The sequence below is a fragment of the Paraburkholderia sp. genome (assembly GCF_035501035.1).
Lineage (GTDB): Bacteria > Pseudomonadota > Gammaproteobacteria > Burkholderiales > Burkholderiaceae > Paraburkholderia.
The window spans coordinates 1-14,222 of record NZ_DATJWR010000135.1; the positions used below are offsets into that span (position 1 = coordinate 1).

The 14,222-nt window shown below is 66.0% G+C and carries 12 protein-coding genes and 1 tRNA gene; 10 read left to right on the forward strand and 3 right to left on the reverse strand.

The window, feature by feature from the left end:
* From VMJ11_RS09435 to VMJ11_RS09450, 4 genes are all read left to right on the forward strand, one after another.
* Positions 1–307, forward strand: a 307-nt coding sequence (locus VMJ11_RS09435; RefSeq protein ID WP_325619150.1) for a helix-turn-helix domain-containing protein, incomplete at its 5' end; no start/stop codon positions are given.
* Positions 308–319: 12 nt separating this feature from the next.
* Positions 320–1,945 carry a sensor histidine kinase gene (locus VMJ11_RS09440; RefSeq protein ID WP_325619151.1) on the forward strand — a complete coding sequence of 542 codons (1,626 nt, stop codon included), beginning with the start codon at positions 320–322 and terminating at the stop codon, positions 1,943–1,945.
* A 335-nt stretch (positions 1,946–2,280) separates the two neighbouring features.
* Positions 2,281–3,939, forward strand: a complete 1,659-nt coding sequence (locus VMJ11_RS09445) for an MFS transporter (protein ID WP_325619152.1) — start codon at positions 2,281–2,283, stop codon at positions 3,937–3,939.
* A gap of 115 nt (positions 3,940–4,054) precedes the next feature.
* A tRNA-Met gene (locus VMJ11_RS09450) sits at positions 4,055–4,131 on the forward strand.
* A gap of 64 nt (positions 4,132–4,195) precedes the next feature.
* Here VMJ11_RS09450 and VMJ11_RS09455 read toward each other — a convergent pair.
* On the reverse strand, positions 4,196–5,068 hold the full coding sequence (locus VMJ11_RS09455) for a LysR family transcriptional regulator (RefSeq protein WP_325619153.1): 873 nt from the start codon (positions 5,066–5,068) through the stop codon (positions 4,196–4,198).
* Positions 5,069–5,284: 216 nt separating this feature from the next.
* Here VMJ11_RS09455 and VMJ11_RS09460 point away from each other — a divergent pair, with 216 nt between their 5' ends.
* The 3 genes from VMJ11_RS09460 (at position 5,285) to VMJ11_RS09470 (ending at position 9,001) form a co-directional block, all read left to right on the forward strand.
* Complete coding sequence (locus VMJ11_RS09460; RefSeq protein ID WP_325619154.1) at positions 5,285–6,610, forward strand: MFS transporter; 1,326 nt, start codon at positions 5,285–5,287, stop codon at positions 6,608–6,610.
* 99 nt (positions 6,611–6,709) lie between these two features.
* Positions 6,710–7,900, forward strand: coding sequence for a M20 aminoacylase family protein (locus VMJ11_RS09465; RefSeq protein WP_325619155.1), 1,191 nt, complete (start codon positions 6,710–6,712; stop codon positions 7,898–7,900).
* Positions 7,901–7,906: 6 nt separating this feature from the next.
* A complete protein-coding gene (locus VMJ11_RS09470; protein WP_325619156.1) occupies positions 7,907–9,001 on the forward strand; it encodes a M14 family metallopeptidase in 1,095 nt (364 codons plus the stop codon).
* 139 nt (positions 9,002–9,140) lie between these two features.
* On the opposite strand, the gene VMJ11_RS09475 is transcribed toward VMJ11_RS09470, so the two are convergent.
* Complete coding sequence (locus tag VMJ11_RS09475; protein ID WP_325619170.1) at positions 9,141–9,818, reverse strand: FadR/GntR family transcriptional regulator; 678 nt, start codon at positions 9,816–9,818, stop codon at positions 9,141–9,143.
* A 216-nt stretch (positions 9,819–10,034) separates the two neighbouring features.
* Here VMJ11_RS09475 and dgoD point away from each other — a divergent pair, with 216 nt between their 5' ends.
* Both dgoD and VMJ11_RS09485 read left to right on the forward strand, forming a co-directional pair.
* Positions 10,035–11,183 carry a galactonate dehydratase gene (dgoD, locus tag VMJ11_RS09480; protein ID WP_325619157.1) on the forward strand — a complete coding sequence of 383 codons (1,149 nt, stop codon included), beginning with the start codon at positions 10,035–10,037 and terminating at the stop codon, positions 11,181–11,183.
* Between the two features lie 406 nt (positions 11,184–11,589).
* A complete protein-coding gene (locus VMJ11_RS09485; protein ID WP_325619171.1) occupies positions 11,590–11,886 on the forward strand; it encodes a hypothetical protein in 297 nt (98 codons plus the stop codon).
* A 34-nt stretch (positions 11,887–11,920) separates the two neighbouring features.
* On the opposite strand, the gene VMJ11_RS09490 is transcribed toward VMJ11_RS09485, so the two are convergent.
* A complete protein-coding gene (locus tag VMJ11_RS09490) occupies positions 11,921–12,847 on the reverse strand; it encodes a CopD family protein (protein WP_325619158.1) in 927 nt (308 codons plus the stop codon).
* A 616-nt stretch (positions 12,848–13,463) separates the two neighbouring features.
* Between VMJ11_RS09490 and VMJ11_RS09495 the strand changes: the two genes are divergently transcribed.
* Positions 13,464–14,219 (forward strand): c-type cytochrome, encoded by a 756-nt coding sequence (locus VMJ11_RS09495; RefSeq protein WP_325619159.1) that lies wholly within the window; start codon positions 13,464–13,466, stop codon positions 14,217–14,219.
* Positions 14,220–14,222 lie beyond the last annotated feature (3 nt).

A 14,222-nucleotide genomic window follows, 5' to 3' on the forward strand; every position in this document is an offset into this window, starting at 1 on the left:
CGAACTGGGCGTGCTTGAAGTGCTGCTGCAGCGGCTCGGGCGGCTCGTCTCGAAGGAGCAGCTCGTCGACCACCTGTGCGAATGGGGCGAAGAGGTCAGCAACAACGCCATCGAAGTCTACGTGCACCGGCTGCGCAAGAAACTCGAAACGGGCGGCGTGCGCATCGTGACCGTGCGCGGGCTCGGCTACTGCCTCGAAAAAGAGGCGAAGGAAGCGCAGGCCGGCGCAGGCCAGACACCCGCCCGGGCCGAGGCCGGCGCGCCCGACGCCGTGCCGGCGATGCCCGCCAGCCACTACTTCAAGTAGGCGGGACCGACGATGGCCGGGCGTCCTCCCATCGCGCGCGCCGTGCCGCCCAAGGGCGCCGCAGGCGTGGCCGGTGAAACCGCCTCCGGCGCGACCGCATTCGCGGCAGACGCCCTCGACGACGACGCGCGCGACGCCCGCTACGCCAATCCGTTCGCCCCGCCCGACGAAACCGAAGCCGCGGCCGAGACGCGCCCGCGCTCGCTTTTCGGCGAGATTCTCGACTGGATGCTCGCGCCGTTGCTGCTGCTCTGGCCGATGAGTATCGCCGTGACGTATCTGGTCGCGAAGTCGATCGCCAACGGGCCCTTCGACCGTGCGCTCGAAACCGATGCCTATGTGCTCGCGCGGCAGATCCATCCCGTCAACGGCGTAGCCGAACTGACGCTGCCCGCTTCCACGCGAGACTTCCTGAGCGCCGACAACATCGACAACGTGTACTACCAGGTGCTCGGCAGCCAGGGCGAGTTCGTGGGCGGAGACCGCGACATGCCGCTGCCGCACGACGAGGACCGCCCGCCGCCGGGCGTCGTGGCGTTCCGCGACGACACGCTGCATGGCACCGACATCCGCGTCGCCTACACGACCGTCGAGCCGGCGCACCTCGCGAGCGGCAAGCAACCGGTGCTCGTGCAGGTCGCGGAAACGCTCGACAAGCGCCGCCAGCTCGCCAACGACATCATCAAGGGCGTGATCCTGCCGCAGTTCGTGATCCTGCCGCTCGCGATCCTGCTCGTGTGGTTCGGGCTTTCGCGCGGCCTCGCGCCCTTGCACGCGCTGCAATCGAATATCCGCATGCGTCGCCCCGACGATCTTTCGCCGCTCGAAGCGCGCCGCGCGCCGCCCGAGATCGAGCCGCTCGTCACCTCGTTCAACGACCTGCTCACGCGGCTCGAACAGAACATGGAGCTGCAAAAGCGCTTCATCGCCGACGCCGCACACCAGATGAAGACCCCGCTCGCAGGCCTGCGCACCCAGGCGGAGCTGGCGCTGCGCCAGGACGCGCCAGCCGAAGTACATCGCTCGCTCGAGCAGATCGCGACGAGCTCGGAGCACGCTGCGCGGCTCGTCACGCAACTGCTCGCGCTCGCGCGCGCGGAAAACCGCATGTCCGGACAGATCTTCACGCCGGTCGACGTCGCGGACGTGGCGCGCCACGCGGTGCGCGACTGGGTGCAGCCGGCGCTGGCCAAGCAGATGGACCTCGGCTACGAAGGCCCGCAGACGCAGTACGACGGCGAAGAAGGCGAAGGGAACGCGCGCGTCGAAGTGGACGGCAACCCCGTCATGCTGCGCGAGATGCTCTCGAACCTGATCGACAACGCGATCCGCTATACGCCGGCGGGCGGGCGAATCACGGTGCGCGTGCGCCCGGAGCCCGCGGCGGGCGTGGTCCATCTCGAAGTGGAAGACACGGGCATCGGCATTCCCGCCGCCGAGCGCGAGCGCGTGATAGAGCGCTTCTACCGCATTCTCGGGCGCGACGGCGAAGGCAGCGGGCTCGGCCTCGCAATCGTGCGCGAGATCGCGACGATGCATGGCGGCACGCTCGCCATCGACGACCACGTCTATCAGGAAACGCCACGCCTCGCCGGGACGCTCGTACGCGTGACGCTGCGGCTGCGCGAGCGGGCTTGACCTGGCGCGGACCGCCCGGGCAGCCAATCCGCCTCGAAACTGACGAGCCGAGTCAGAAAGCCGGGATGGGACTTACCCTTATCCGGCGCGCATCGCACAACCCATGTTCGATTCGTTAAAAGACGTTGGATCATCGATGAGATAATTTGGCGACACTTTGACCGAAATTGTCTGATTCAGCCCTATTCTTCCACTCGCCCCGGAAACTGGCCCGCGCGTCAGAAGCCCGTAAGTTTCCATTCCAATAATGCTCCGCAGGACCGTCGATAGCAGGACAGCCCGCCACAGGCTGGCCTGCCCCGCGGACCACACGCATATCAATATTGGAGACATCTATGGCAACCGTTGGCGGACAAGTCTCGCACGCGCCGATGACCAGCGACGAAAAACGCGTGATCTTCGCGTCGTCGCTCGGCACTGTGTTCGAGTGGTACGACTTCTACCTGGCCGGCTCGCTTGCGGCCTTCATCAGTAAGAGCTTCTTCTCCGGCGTCAATCCCACGGCAGGCTTCATCTTCACGCTGCTCGGCTTCGCCGCGGGCTTCGCGGTCCGGCCGTTCGGCGCACTCGTCTTCGGGCGCCTCGGCGACCTCGTCGGCCGCAAGCATACGTTCCTCGTCACGATCGTCATCATGGGTATTTCGACCTTCGTGGTCGGCTTCCTGCCCGGCTATGCGTCGATCGGCATTGCCTCGCCGGTGATCTTCATCGCCATGCGGCTGCTGCAAGGCCTCGCGCTCGGCGGCGAATACGGCGGCGCCGCGACCTACGTCGCGGAACACGCGCCGCCCGGACGCCGCGGCTTCTACACCTCGTGGATCCAGACGACCGCCACGCTCGGCCTGTTCCTGTCGCTGCTCGTGATCCTCGGCGTGCGCACCTTCGTCGGCGAAGAGCAGTTCGCGGCGTGGGCCTGGCGCATTCCGTTCGTCGCCTCGATCCTGCTGCTCGCCGTTTCCGTCTGGATCCGCCTGCAACTCGACGAATCGCCGGCGTTCAAGCGCATCAAGGCCGAAGGCAAGATCTCGAAGGCGCCGATCGCCGAAGCATTCGGCCAGTGGAAGAACCTCAAGGTCGTGCTCCTCGCCCTCTTCGGCATCACCGCCGGTCAGGCCGTCGTGTGGTACACGGGCCAGTTCTACGCGCTCTTCTTCCTCACGCAGACGCTCAAGGTCGACGGCGCCAGCGCCAACATCCTGATCGCGCTCGCGCTCTTGATCGGCACGCCGTTCTTCCTGTTCTTCGGCTCGCTCTCGGACAAGATCGGCCGCAAGCCCATCATCATGGCCGGCTGCCTGATCGCGGCGCTCACCTACTTCCCGCTCTTCAAGGCGCTCACGCACTTCGCGAACCCGGCGCTCGAAGCGGCCACGCAGCACGCGCCGATCGTCGTGATCGCGAACCCGGACGAGTGCTCGTTCCAGTTCAACCCGGTGGGCACCTCGAAGTTCACGAGTTCGTGCGACATCGCGAAGAGCGCGCTTTCGAGAGCAGGCCTGAACTACGAGAACGTGGCCGCGCCGGCGGGCACGCTCGCGCAGATCAAGGTGGGCGACACGACCATCGATACCTTTAACGGCCGCGCTCCCGGGGCGAAGGAAGCGGGCGCAACGTTCGAGAAGACGCTTGCTGCCACGCTGAAGGCGGCGGGTTACCCACCGAAAGCCGACCCGGCGCAGCTGAACTGGCCGATGTCGGTGGTCATCCTGACGATTCTCGTGATCTACGTGACCATGGTGTACGGACCGATCGCGGCGATGCTGGTGGAGATGTTCCCGACGCGCATCCGCTACACCTCGATGTCGCTGCCCTATCACATCGGCAATGGCTGGTTCGGCGGCTTCCTGCCGGCAACGGCCTTCGCGATCGTGGCGGCGAGGGGCGATATCTACTCGGGGCTCTGGTATCCGATCATCATCGCGCTGGGGACCTTCGTGATCGGCATGCTGTTCGTGCGGGAAACCAAGGACTCGGATATTTACGCGCAGGATTGAGCGTTTGTTTTGGGGCATTCGCAGGAGGGCTTTGCCGCCCGCGAATGCCTTCTTGAAAAAAGATGGCGACGGGGGTTGACAGACTCCGATGGCATCGCCATAATTCGTCTTCTTCGGCGAATTAGCTCAGTCGGTTAGAGCGACGGAATCATAATCCGCAGGTCCGGGGTTCGAGTCCCTGATTCGCCACCAAATGCGAAAAGCCGCTGTTCCGCAAGGTTCAGCGGCTTTTTTCATTCCCCCCGCCGAACCCGCATCAAACCGCCGCCACGAGTTGTTGCGCGATCAACCCCGTGATGTGTTTCTTGTCATGCTCCGCACGCTCGAGCATCCCAACGCTGCGTAGATCCGATTCGCCCGGCAAGGGCAGCACGCGCAGCGCTTCGTCGTGAGCCCAGCTCGAATGCCGTAGCAGCGGCACGACCGTGACGCCCACGCCTTGCCGTACCAACGCCGCCAGGCCTTCCAGCGAACTCAGTTCGAGAAACACGTTGACCGTGTAACGCCGCCGGCGCAAGGCCCGGTCGATCACCGCTCCCGTTCGTTGCGTGCCGTCAAAACGCAGGAACCGTTCGCTCCTCAGCAATTCCGCCACCGAGTGCGATTTCAGGCCCGCAGGCACCAGGGCGACGACAGGCTCGCTATACAGCGGCGTCCAGCGCACGCGTGCCGACCGCCGTCCCGGCGCATCGACGAGCACCGCGCAGTCGATGTCACCCGCATCGAGTCTCGCGGCGAGTTCGATCGACCTCGCCGTCAGGATGCGTATCTCCAGGCTTGGCCGCGCGGTCTTCAGCTTCGCCACGGCCTGGGCGAGCGCGCTCACGGCCGACTCCACCGCGCCGATCGTGACCGGCCCCGTCTGCGCTTCAATGCCGGCCGCCAGCACGCGCATCGCCTCGTACTGCGCGAGCATCTCCTGCGCGTGCGGCAGCAGCGCCTTGCCCATCGCGTTGAGCACGACCGTGCGTCCGGCACGGTCGAACAGCGGCTGGCCGAACGTTTCCTCGAGCGAGCGCATCTGCATGCTGATCGCCGACTGGGTCAGCGACAGATGCTCCGCAGCGAGCGCAAACGACCCATATCGCGCAATGGCGTCGAACGTGCGCAAAAATCGTAGCGTACTCAACGGACTTCCCCTCCCAATTCTCTGATACGACTCATCAAATCTACTGAAGTCGCGCTTCAAAAAATATCACTTTTTTTTAACTTGCTGCGCAACCAGAATGATTTGGCACGAAAGTCGTGCGTGCGCCGGGGAACACCGGCCGCACCAGGAGACGCGCGTCTGGAACGCGAGTTTCGACGCAAGCGAATCAAACCAGCAACTGGAGGAGACATCCGGATGGGGTTTTCAATCGACACTGCCGGGGCAAGCACGCCGGCGCACGCGCCAGGCACTGCGCAAAAGATCGACCTGCGCGTGATTGCGGTCGCAACCGTCGGCAATGCGCTCGAATGGTTCGACTTCACGGTTTTCACGTTCTTCGCCGCCGTGATCGCGAAGCAGTTCTTCCCCAGCGATAACCCCACGGCCGCGCTCCTCGCGACCTGGACCACGTTCGGCGTCGGCTTCCTGACGCGCCCGCTCGGCGGCATCGTGCTCGGCAACTACGCGGACCGGCACGGCCGCAAGTCTGCACTGCTCGTCACGATCTTCGTGATGGCATTGGGCGTCGCCGTCATCACGTTCGCCCCGACTTATGCGCAAATCGGCATCGCCGCGCCGGTCCTCATGCTCGTCGGGCGCTTCCTGCAGGGCTTTTCGGCGGGCGGCGAAGTGGGGAGCGCAACGGCGTTTCTGGTCGAGCACGCTCCCGTGGAGAGGCGCGGCGTGTACGGCAGCTTCCAGATGATCGCGCAGGCCTGCGCGATGCTGCTTGGCGCGGCAGCGAGCGTCGCGATCACGCAGACGCTCACGTCCGACCAGATCAGCGCGTTCGGCTGGCGCATCCCGTTTGCGATCGGCCTCCTGATCGTGCCGGTCGGCCTCTATGTGCGCTCGCGTCTGAACGAGTCGCCCGTGTTCACCGACGCGCGCCACGAAGCGCGGGCAAAGCGCTCGCCCCTGCTCGAATCGCTGGTTTCGCACTGGCGCCAGGTGCTCGCGGGATTCGGCCTGACGGTGTACGGCACGATCGGCACCTACCTTTTCTACTACTACATGCCGAGCTACGCTACGCGCTCGCTCGGCGTGCCGTTCGAGAGTTCGGTGATCGCGTCGCTGTGCGCCGCCGTCGCCTATATCGTCGGCACGCTCGCTTCGGGCCGCATCTCCGACGCCTTTGGCCGCAAGAAGCCGATGGTCGCCTCGGCGCTCATCAGCCTGATCGTCGCGTATCCGCTCTTCAGCCTCGTGAGCGCCGTACCCACGCTGCCGGTGCTGATCCTCGTGCAGTGCTGCCTGATGCTCTCGCTCGGCCTGTTCCAGGGTGCGTACTGCGCCTTCGTCTGCGAACTCTTTCCGGCGCGGGTGCGCGCCACGTCGCTTGCCATCGGCTACAACTTTGCGGTGATGATCTTCGGCGGGTTCGCCGGCGCGATCGCCACGCTGCTGATCGGCTGGACCGGCGACAAGCTCTCCGTCGTGTACTACGGCCTGTTCGGCGCGGCCGTGGGCCTCGTCACCCTGCTCTTGCTGAAAGACCGCTCGCGCCAGCCTTTGCTGTAGGCGGCGCGACGCATTCGCCATCCGACGCATTCACCATCCGCGGCCGCCTTCGCGCAAGGCTGCCACAAAGCATCACCGAAACGAAACGAAGGAATTCTCATGACCATCATTGCCGAAATCGCCGCGGCCGAAGCCGAGCTGCAAGCCATCCGCCGTGACATCCATGCCCACCCGGAACTGCGCTACGAAGAGGAGCGCACGTCCGCGCTCGTCGCCGAGCGGCTCGAGTCCTGGGGCATCGAGGTCACGCGCGGTCTGGGCAAGACCGGCGTGGTCGGCGTGCTGCGCAACGGTACCGGCAAGAAGACCATCGGCCTGCGCGCCGACATGGATGCGCTGCCGATCCAGGAGCTCAACACGTTCGCGCACGCGTCGAAGCACACGGGCAAGATGCACGCGTGCGGGCACGACGGCCACACCGCCATGCTGCTGGGCGCAGCGCAATATCTGTCGCGGCATCGCAATTTCGACGGCACCATCGTGTTCATCTTCCAGCCAGCCGAGGAAGGCGGCGGCGGCGCGAAGGCGATGCTCGAAGACGGCCTCTTCGAGAAGTTTCCCGTCGATGCGGTCTTCGCTCTGCACAACTGGCCGGGCTTCGCTGCCGGCAGCTTTGGCGCACGCGTAGGCGCAACCCAGGCGTCGAGCAACGAATTTCGCATCGTCGTGAAGGGAACGGGCGCGCACGCGGCGATTCCGCAAGACGGCATCGATCCCGTGGTGACGGCCATGCAGATCGGCACGGGCCTGCAGAGCATCATGACGCGCAACAAGCGCCCGATCGACGCCGCCGTGCTCTCGATCACGCAGATGCAAGCTGGCGAGGCTATCAACGTGATTCCCGACACCGCAACGCTGGCCGGCACCGTGCGCACCTTTTCGATCGAGGTGCTCGATCTGATCGAGAAGCGCATGCGCGAGTTCTCGGAGGCGACGGCGGCGGCTTATGGCTGCACGGTCGACTTCTCGTTCCATCGCAACTATCCGCCGACGGTCAACACCGAGGCCGAAACGCACTTCGCGCTCGACGTCATGAAGGAAGTGGTCGGCGCCGATCACGTGGTGCGCAATATCGACCCCACGATGGGCGCGGAGGACTTTTCGTTTTTCCTGCTCGAGCGGCCCGGATGCTATGCCTATATCGGCAACGGCACCGGCGATCATCGCGCGCACGGGCACGGCCTCGGTCCCTGCATGCTGCACAACACGAGCTACGACTTCAACGACGACGTGCTCACGCTGGGCTCGACGTATTGGGTCCGGCTAGTGGAAGCTTTCCTCACGAAGTAAGCGCCGATGTCCGCCACTCCTTTTTCCGCTACCTACAGCGAGGCGCGTGCCCGGTTCATGGGCGCCGCCGCCGCGCGCGGTATTGCGCTCGCGAGCCACGTGATCCCCGATATCGAAGGGCGCGAAGGCGAGGCGCTCGCGACCGACGTCGCGCGCCTCGGTCCTGCCGACGCGAAGCGCCTGCTCGTGCTGACTTCGGGCACGCACGGCGTCGAGGGCTTTTGCGGGAGCGCGGCGCAAACGGCGTTGCTCGGCGACGCCGCGTTGCAGGCGCGCCTCGCCTCGCTCGGCGTGGCCGTGCTCGTCGTGCACGCGATCAACCCCTACGGTTTCTCGTGGCTTTCGCGCACGAACGAGGACAACGTCGACCTCAATCGCAACAGCGTCGATTTCGCGTGTCCGCTGCCGTTCAACGAGGGCTACGAGGCATTGCACGCGCTGCTGGTGCCACCGCAATGGCCGCCTTCGACGGCGAACGCCGAAGCCATCGCCGACTATATTTCGCGCCACGGCGAAGCGGCCTACCAGCACGCGTTGACGACCGGCCAGTACCGTCATCGCGATGGTCTGTTCTATGGCGGCGAGCGGCCTGTCTGGAGCACCCGCCTGATCAAGACGCTGCTCGCGCAACATGCGAGCCATTGCACCCAGATCGGCTGGATCGACTTCCATACCGGTCTTGGCCCCGCCGGACACGGCGAAAAGATCTGCGCGGGACGCCTCGATGCAGCAGAACTCGAGCGCGCGCGGGCCTGGTGGGGTGCGGATGTCGCGAGTCCGCTCGACGGCTCGACGATCGCTTCGAACGTGGGCGGCCCGATTCTCGACACGCTGCGCACGAGCTGCCCGCACGCGCAGGCAACGGCGATCGCGATCGAGTTCGGCACGGTGCCGCTCGTGCCGATGCTCCACATGCTGCGCGCCGATGTCTGGGTGCGCCGCCATCCGCATGCGCCTGAAGCGACCGCCATTCGCGAGCAGATCCGCGCCGCATTCTGTTTCGACGATCCGCAATGGCAAGGGCAGATTCTCGGCCAGTCACGCGTGGCCATCCTGCAAGCGGCGCTCGGACTCGCCAGAATGCCGGTCGAGGCGCGCTGAACGCGGCTACCTCCGTCTTCGCGCGTATCTAGCGCAACGCGTGCGTGCCAGTGGCACGCACGCGTTGCAGCGGTGGTTATCCGATATTCCGCGCTATGTGCTTTCATTCGTTGTGCGAACGACTGCACTGCCTGTGCGATCAACCCTCGATGCGCTCGCGCGTCACGCGCAGAAGCGCCGCCATCGCGTGGTTCGCGGCCCTCGCATCGCGGCGCGCGATCGCGGCGTACACGGCGGTGTGGTCAGGCAGCGCCGCGTTGAACACCTCGGCGCGTTTCGCGTTCACGCGCAACTGCCCTTCTAACGTGCGCTCGATCAGCGTGCCAAGCGGCACCAGCAGTTCGTTGCGGCAAGCGCCCAGCACGGCGAGATGAAAGCGCAGGTCAGCGCGCACCCATTCGTCCACGTTGCGCGCCTGCTCCATCGCCGCATGCGCGCTGGCGAGCGACGCTAGCGCATCGGCGTCGTGCGCGCTCGCGGCAAGGCCCGCCGCGAACGGCTCGATCATCTCGCGCATTTCCTGGAGCTTGAGCGCGAAGGCGAGAGGCGGCGCCACGCGCGCGTACCAGTCGAGCATGTCGGCATCGAGCAGATTCCACGCGTCGCGCGCGCGCACCCGCGTGCCCACGCGCGGTCGCGACTCCACGAGCCCCTTCGAGGTGAGCGTGCGCAGCGCTTCGCGCAGCACCGTGCGGCTCACGTCGAAGGATTCCATGAGTTCGGCCTCGCGCGGCAGCACCGACGCGGGCGGATAGTCGCCGCGCAGGATCGCGCTACCGAGTTCGTAGGCCACTGTGCCGTGCAGATCGCGTTGAATCACCGTTCTCCCATATTTGCCATGTGCACCAGCCCAGATACTGGGAAGCCAGCCGAAATAATACTATTAATAGCACTTAAAGGCGATTTTTGCAGTAGCATGTGCGCTGAAGACGCGCCGATAGCGCCTTGCGCGTCGCACCGCCTAACGTTCAGCTTTGCATGGGATGAGACGAGGCGCGAAAGCGCCCAATCCCATCGATATTGGAGACACCGCATGAAAATCACCAAGCTCGAAACCTTCGTCGTTCCGCCGCGCTGGCTCTTCCTCAAGATCGAAACGGACGAAGGGATCGTCGGCTGGGGCGAGCCGATCGTCGAGGGCCGCGCGCATACGGTCGAGGCGGCCGTGCACGAACTCGCCGACTACCTGATCGGCAAGGATCCGCGCCTCATCGAGGACCACTGGCAGGTGATGTACCGCGCGGGCTTTTATCGCGGCGGCCCGATTTCGATGAGCGCCATCGCGGGCGTCGACCAGGCGTTATGGGACATTTTGGGCAAGCATCACGGCGTGCCCGTGCACGCGCTGCTGGGCGGCCAGGTGCGCGACAGGATCAAGGTCTACTCGTGGATTGGCGGCGACCGACCGAGCGACGTCGCCAACAATGCGAGCGCCGTGGTCGAGCGCGGCTTCAAGGCCGTGAAGATGAACGGCTCCGAGGAACTGCAGATCATCGACACCTTCGACAAGGTGCAAGGCGTCATCAACAACGTGGCGGCCGTGCGCGAAGCGGTGGGCCCGAACGTGGGCATCGGCGTGGACTTCCACGGCCGCGTCCACAAGCCCATGGCCAAGGTGCTCGCGAAAGAGCTCGATCCGTTCAAGCTCATGTTCATCGAGGAGCCGGTGCTCTCCGAAAACGTCGAGGCGCTGCGCGACATCGTCAACCAGACCAGCACGCCGATCGCGCTGGGCGAACGGCTCTACTCGCGCTGGGACTTCAAGCACATTCTCGCGGGCGGCTACGTGGACATCATCCAGCCCGACGCCTCGCACGCGGGCGGCATCACCGAGTGCCGCAAGATCGCCGCGATGGCCGAGGCCTACGACGTCGCGCTCGCGCTGCATTGCCCGCTCGGTCCGATTGCGCTCGCAACCTGTCTGCAGATCGATGCGGTGAGCTACAACGCGTTCATCCAGGAGCAAAGCCTCGGCATCCACTACAACAAGGGCAATGATCTGCTCGACTACATCAGGAATCCGGAAGTGTTCCGCTACGAAGACGGCTTCGTCTCGATTCCGCAGGGTCCGGGCCTCGGCATCGAGGTGAACGAAGAGAAGGTGCGCGAGATGGCGAAGACCGGCCACCGCTGGCGCAACCCGGTGTGGCGCCACGAGGATGGCAGCGTCGCCGAATGGTGATGCGGGTGTGAACGGCGCGCACGCAACGGCTGTTGCGTGACGCGCTGTTACATGATGGCTGTTGTGTGGCGGCTGTTGTGTGGCGGCTGTTGCGTGGCGGCTGTTGTGTGGCGGCTATTGCGTGACGGCCGTTACATGGCGGCCGCATCTCAGCCCGCTTCGCGCACCCACTCCACAGCCCACTTCGCCGCGTGTTTCTGCGACGTAACGTTTTGCGTGGACTGGCGCGCTGCATCGGGCGCCGTGCGAACGGCATATGTCGTTTGCGCACACAGCCAAGCCGATCACCGCCGCGCCATTCAAGGCACGGCCGTTTTCCAAGCCATCAGGCCTGCGCCGGCGGCACCCGCTGGCCTGCTCCTTGCTGAATCCCTTGCAAACCATCATCCGCGTTGCAAGGGACTCCATGGATGCGTCTCTTCCCGACTATCTGATCCGCGAGCAGGCCGCGGTCGGCGCGCTCGTCGCGTTCGGCTTCCTGCGCGTGCTCGCGGCCGCCGTCGCCTTCACGCGCGGCTGGCGCATCGCCCTCGTGGAATACGCCGCGATCGGCGTCGCGGCGCTGTGGTGCGCGCCGCACGCGATCGAGCTGATCGCGAATCCATCGGCGGCGGCGCTCGCCGCGCTCGAGGGCAACGCCGCGGGCTGCGCCATCGCCCTCTTCTGCGCACCGATCCTCAGTCACCGGCTCGGCTACGAGTGAGCGCCCGCGCGAAACGAGCGCCATCGGCGATGTTTCAGCCCTGCAACACGTAGCCCGGCATGCTGTGCGCGAGCGCGGCCGCGCTCACCAGCACGCCGATCATCACAATCGCTTCGAGATGGATCACGTTGACGAAGCGGCGCGCCGCCGCCGTCGACGCCGCGCGTCGCAACTCGGGCATCGCCACGAGGCGGTTGAAGCCGCCGAGCAACAGCGCGAGCGCAACGAGCGCGGCTTTGAGCAACAGCACGCGGCCCCAGGTGCTGGCGACGATCGCCTCGTACGAGCCGCCGCTGCCGCGCACGGCATCGAACACGCCCGTCGCGAGCATGAAACCCACTGCGAAGAACGCGACGCTCGAGACCTGACCCGCCGTGCGGATCAGCACGCCGCGCGCGGTCGATGTCCCAAGCGCCGGCAGCACGGCGAGGCCGCCCGCCATGACGACGCCGCCCCACGCGCTCGCGCTCAGCACATGCAGGGTATGCAGCCCGAGCGCTGCCGAAGCGAAGCCCGCATCGGCGGCGTGGCCGAGTCCCGCGCGCCCGGCCGCGGTGGCGACGAGCGCGAGCCACAGCACGCCGTCGCGCACCACGCCCGGCGCCGCGAACGCACAGCCGAGCAGCACGAGCGCGCCTGCGAACGCGACGGACCAGGCATGGCCAACATGCGTTTGCGCGAGCACCGTGCCGAGCACGCCGAACGCGCCGGGCAACGGCTCGCCGCTGATCGACGCGCTCTCGTAGAGCAGCCACATGAGCAGCGCCACCACGAGCACGAGCGCCGCCGCGCGCAACGAGCGTTGAGCGCGCAGCCATGCGAGGCGCACGGGCGAAACCGGCGTGCGGCCGTCCTTGTCGAGCCACGCGCCGTAGAACGCCGAGCCGAGCGCGAAGGCATACGCCACGTTGACGAGGGCCGCCATGGCAACCTGCCCGATCCAGAGCCAGTCAGCTTTCATCGGACCTCGCCCTCCCGCGGGTTGTGGCTTGCGCGGGCTTCGCGGGACGAGGAACAGGCCGAAAAGCGGCCCTGCAGAAACGGTAGGGAAAGTGCAATTGGAGTCATCGAGACAAGTGGCAAGGAAACAACATGAAAACGGCAGCGGCGCGCGCCCCGCGTGGATACCCGTCCCGCGCGCGCCTGGCGAGGGTGCCTGGTTCGATAGGCGCCAAGCCGATCGGTTCAATGCGGGTTCAACACGGGTTGAACCCGCGATCATCGAGGCACATCAGGGCACGAGCCCACCGCCGGCACGGCACACGCACAGCACGCGCGCCGCACATGTCATGCGCACGGCATGGTGCTCTCGACGCGAGTCGCACGGGTGCGGGACAACCCCGTGTCACCGATCGGCGAACAGGTGCAGAATCATAACCGGCGACGCCGCGACGATCTGCCGCAAGCGCGTCGCGGCGGCACCTCGAAGGCATCGACTTGGCGCATGTGGCAAATGGTCACTATTAGTCCCGGATGATAGAATCTGCTGCGTCGCCGCAGCGCGCACGGTCTTCTGCTTTCATCGCGCGCAGCCTACAAGCCGGGCCGTTCGAAGCCTGGTCAGGTCCACGATAAAGATGGAGTTACGCGTGTCCCCAAGACGTATCTTCCGACCGCTCATTCCGCTCGTCGCGCCTCTGGGAGCAGCACTTTTGCTCGGGACGACCGGCGTTCTCAGTGCTGCCCAAGCCCAAACCCCGCAGCCCAAAGCGCCCGACACGATCGAGGCGCGCGTGCAGGGCTGCACCGCGTGCCACGGCACGCACGGCCAGGGCACCGACAACGACTACTTCCCGCGTCTCGCCGGCAAACCGGCCGAGTACCTGTTCAACCAGTTAATGAACTTCCGCGAGGGTCGCCGCAAGTACCCTCCGATGAATTATCTGGTCACCTATCTTTCCGACGACTACCTGCACGAGATCGCGACGTTCTTCTCGCAGCAGCGGCCGCCCTACCCGCCGCCCGCGAAGCCCACGGTCGGCGCCTCCACGCTCGCGCGCGGCCAGCAGATCGTGCTGCACGGCGATCCGGCCAAGCAGGTGCCCGCCTGCTCGGCCTGCCACGGCGCGAAGCTCACGGGCATGGAGCCGGCCATTCCGGGCCTGGTCGGGCTGCACGCGGACTACATCAGCGCGCAGATCGGCGCCTGGCGCTCGGGCTCGCGCCACGCGAAGGCACCCGACTGCATGCATGAGATCGCCACGCGTCTCACCGACGATGACGTGAACGCGGTCGCGGCCTGGCTCTCCACGCAGAGCGCGCCGCAGAACCCCGTGCCGGCGCCGGCTGGCTCACTGAAAACGCCGCTCGCCTGCGGCAGCGAACCGCAATAAGGC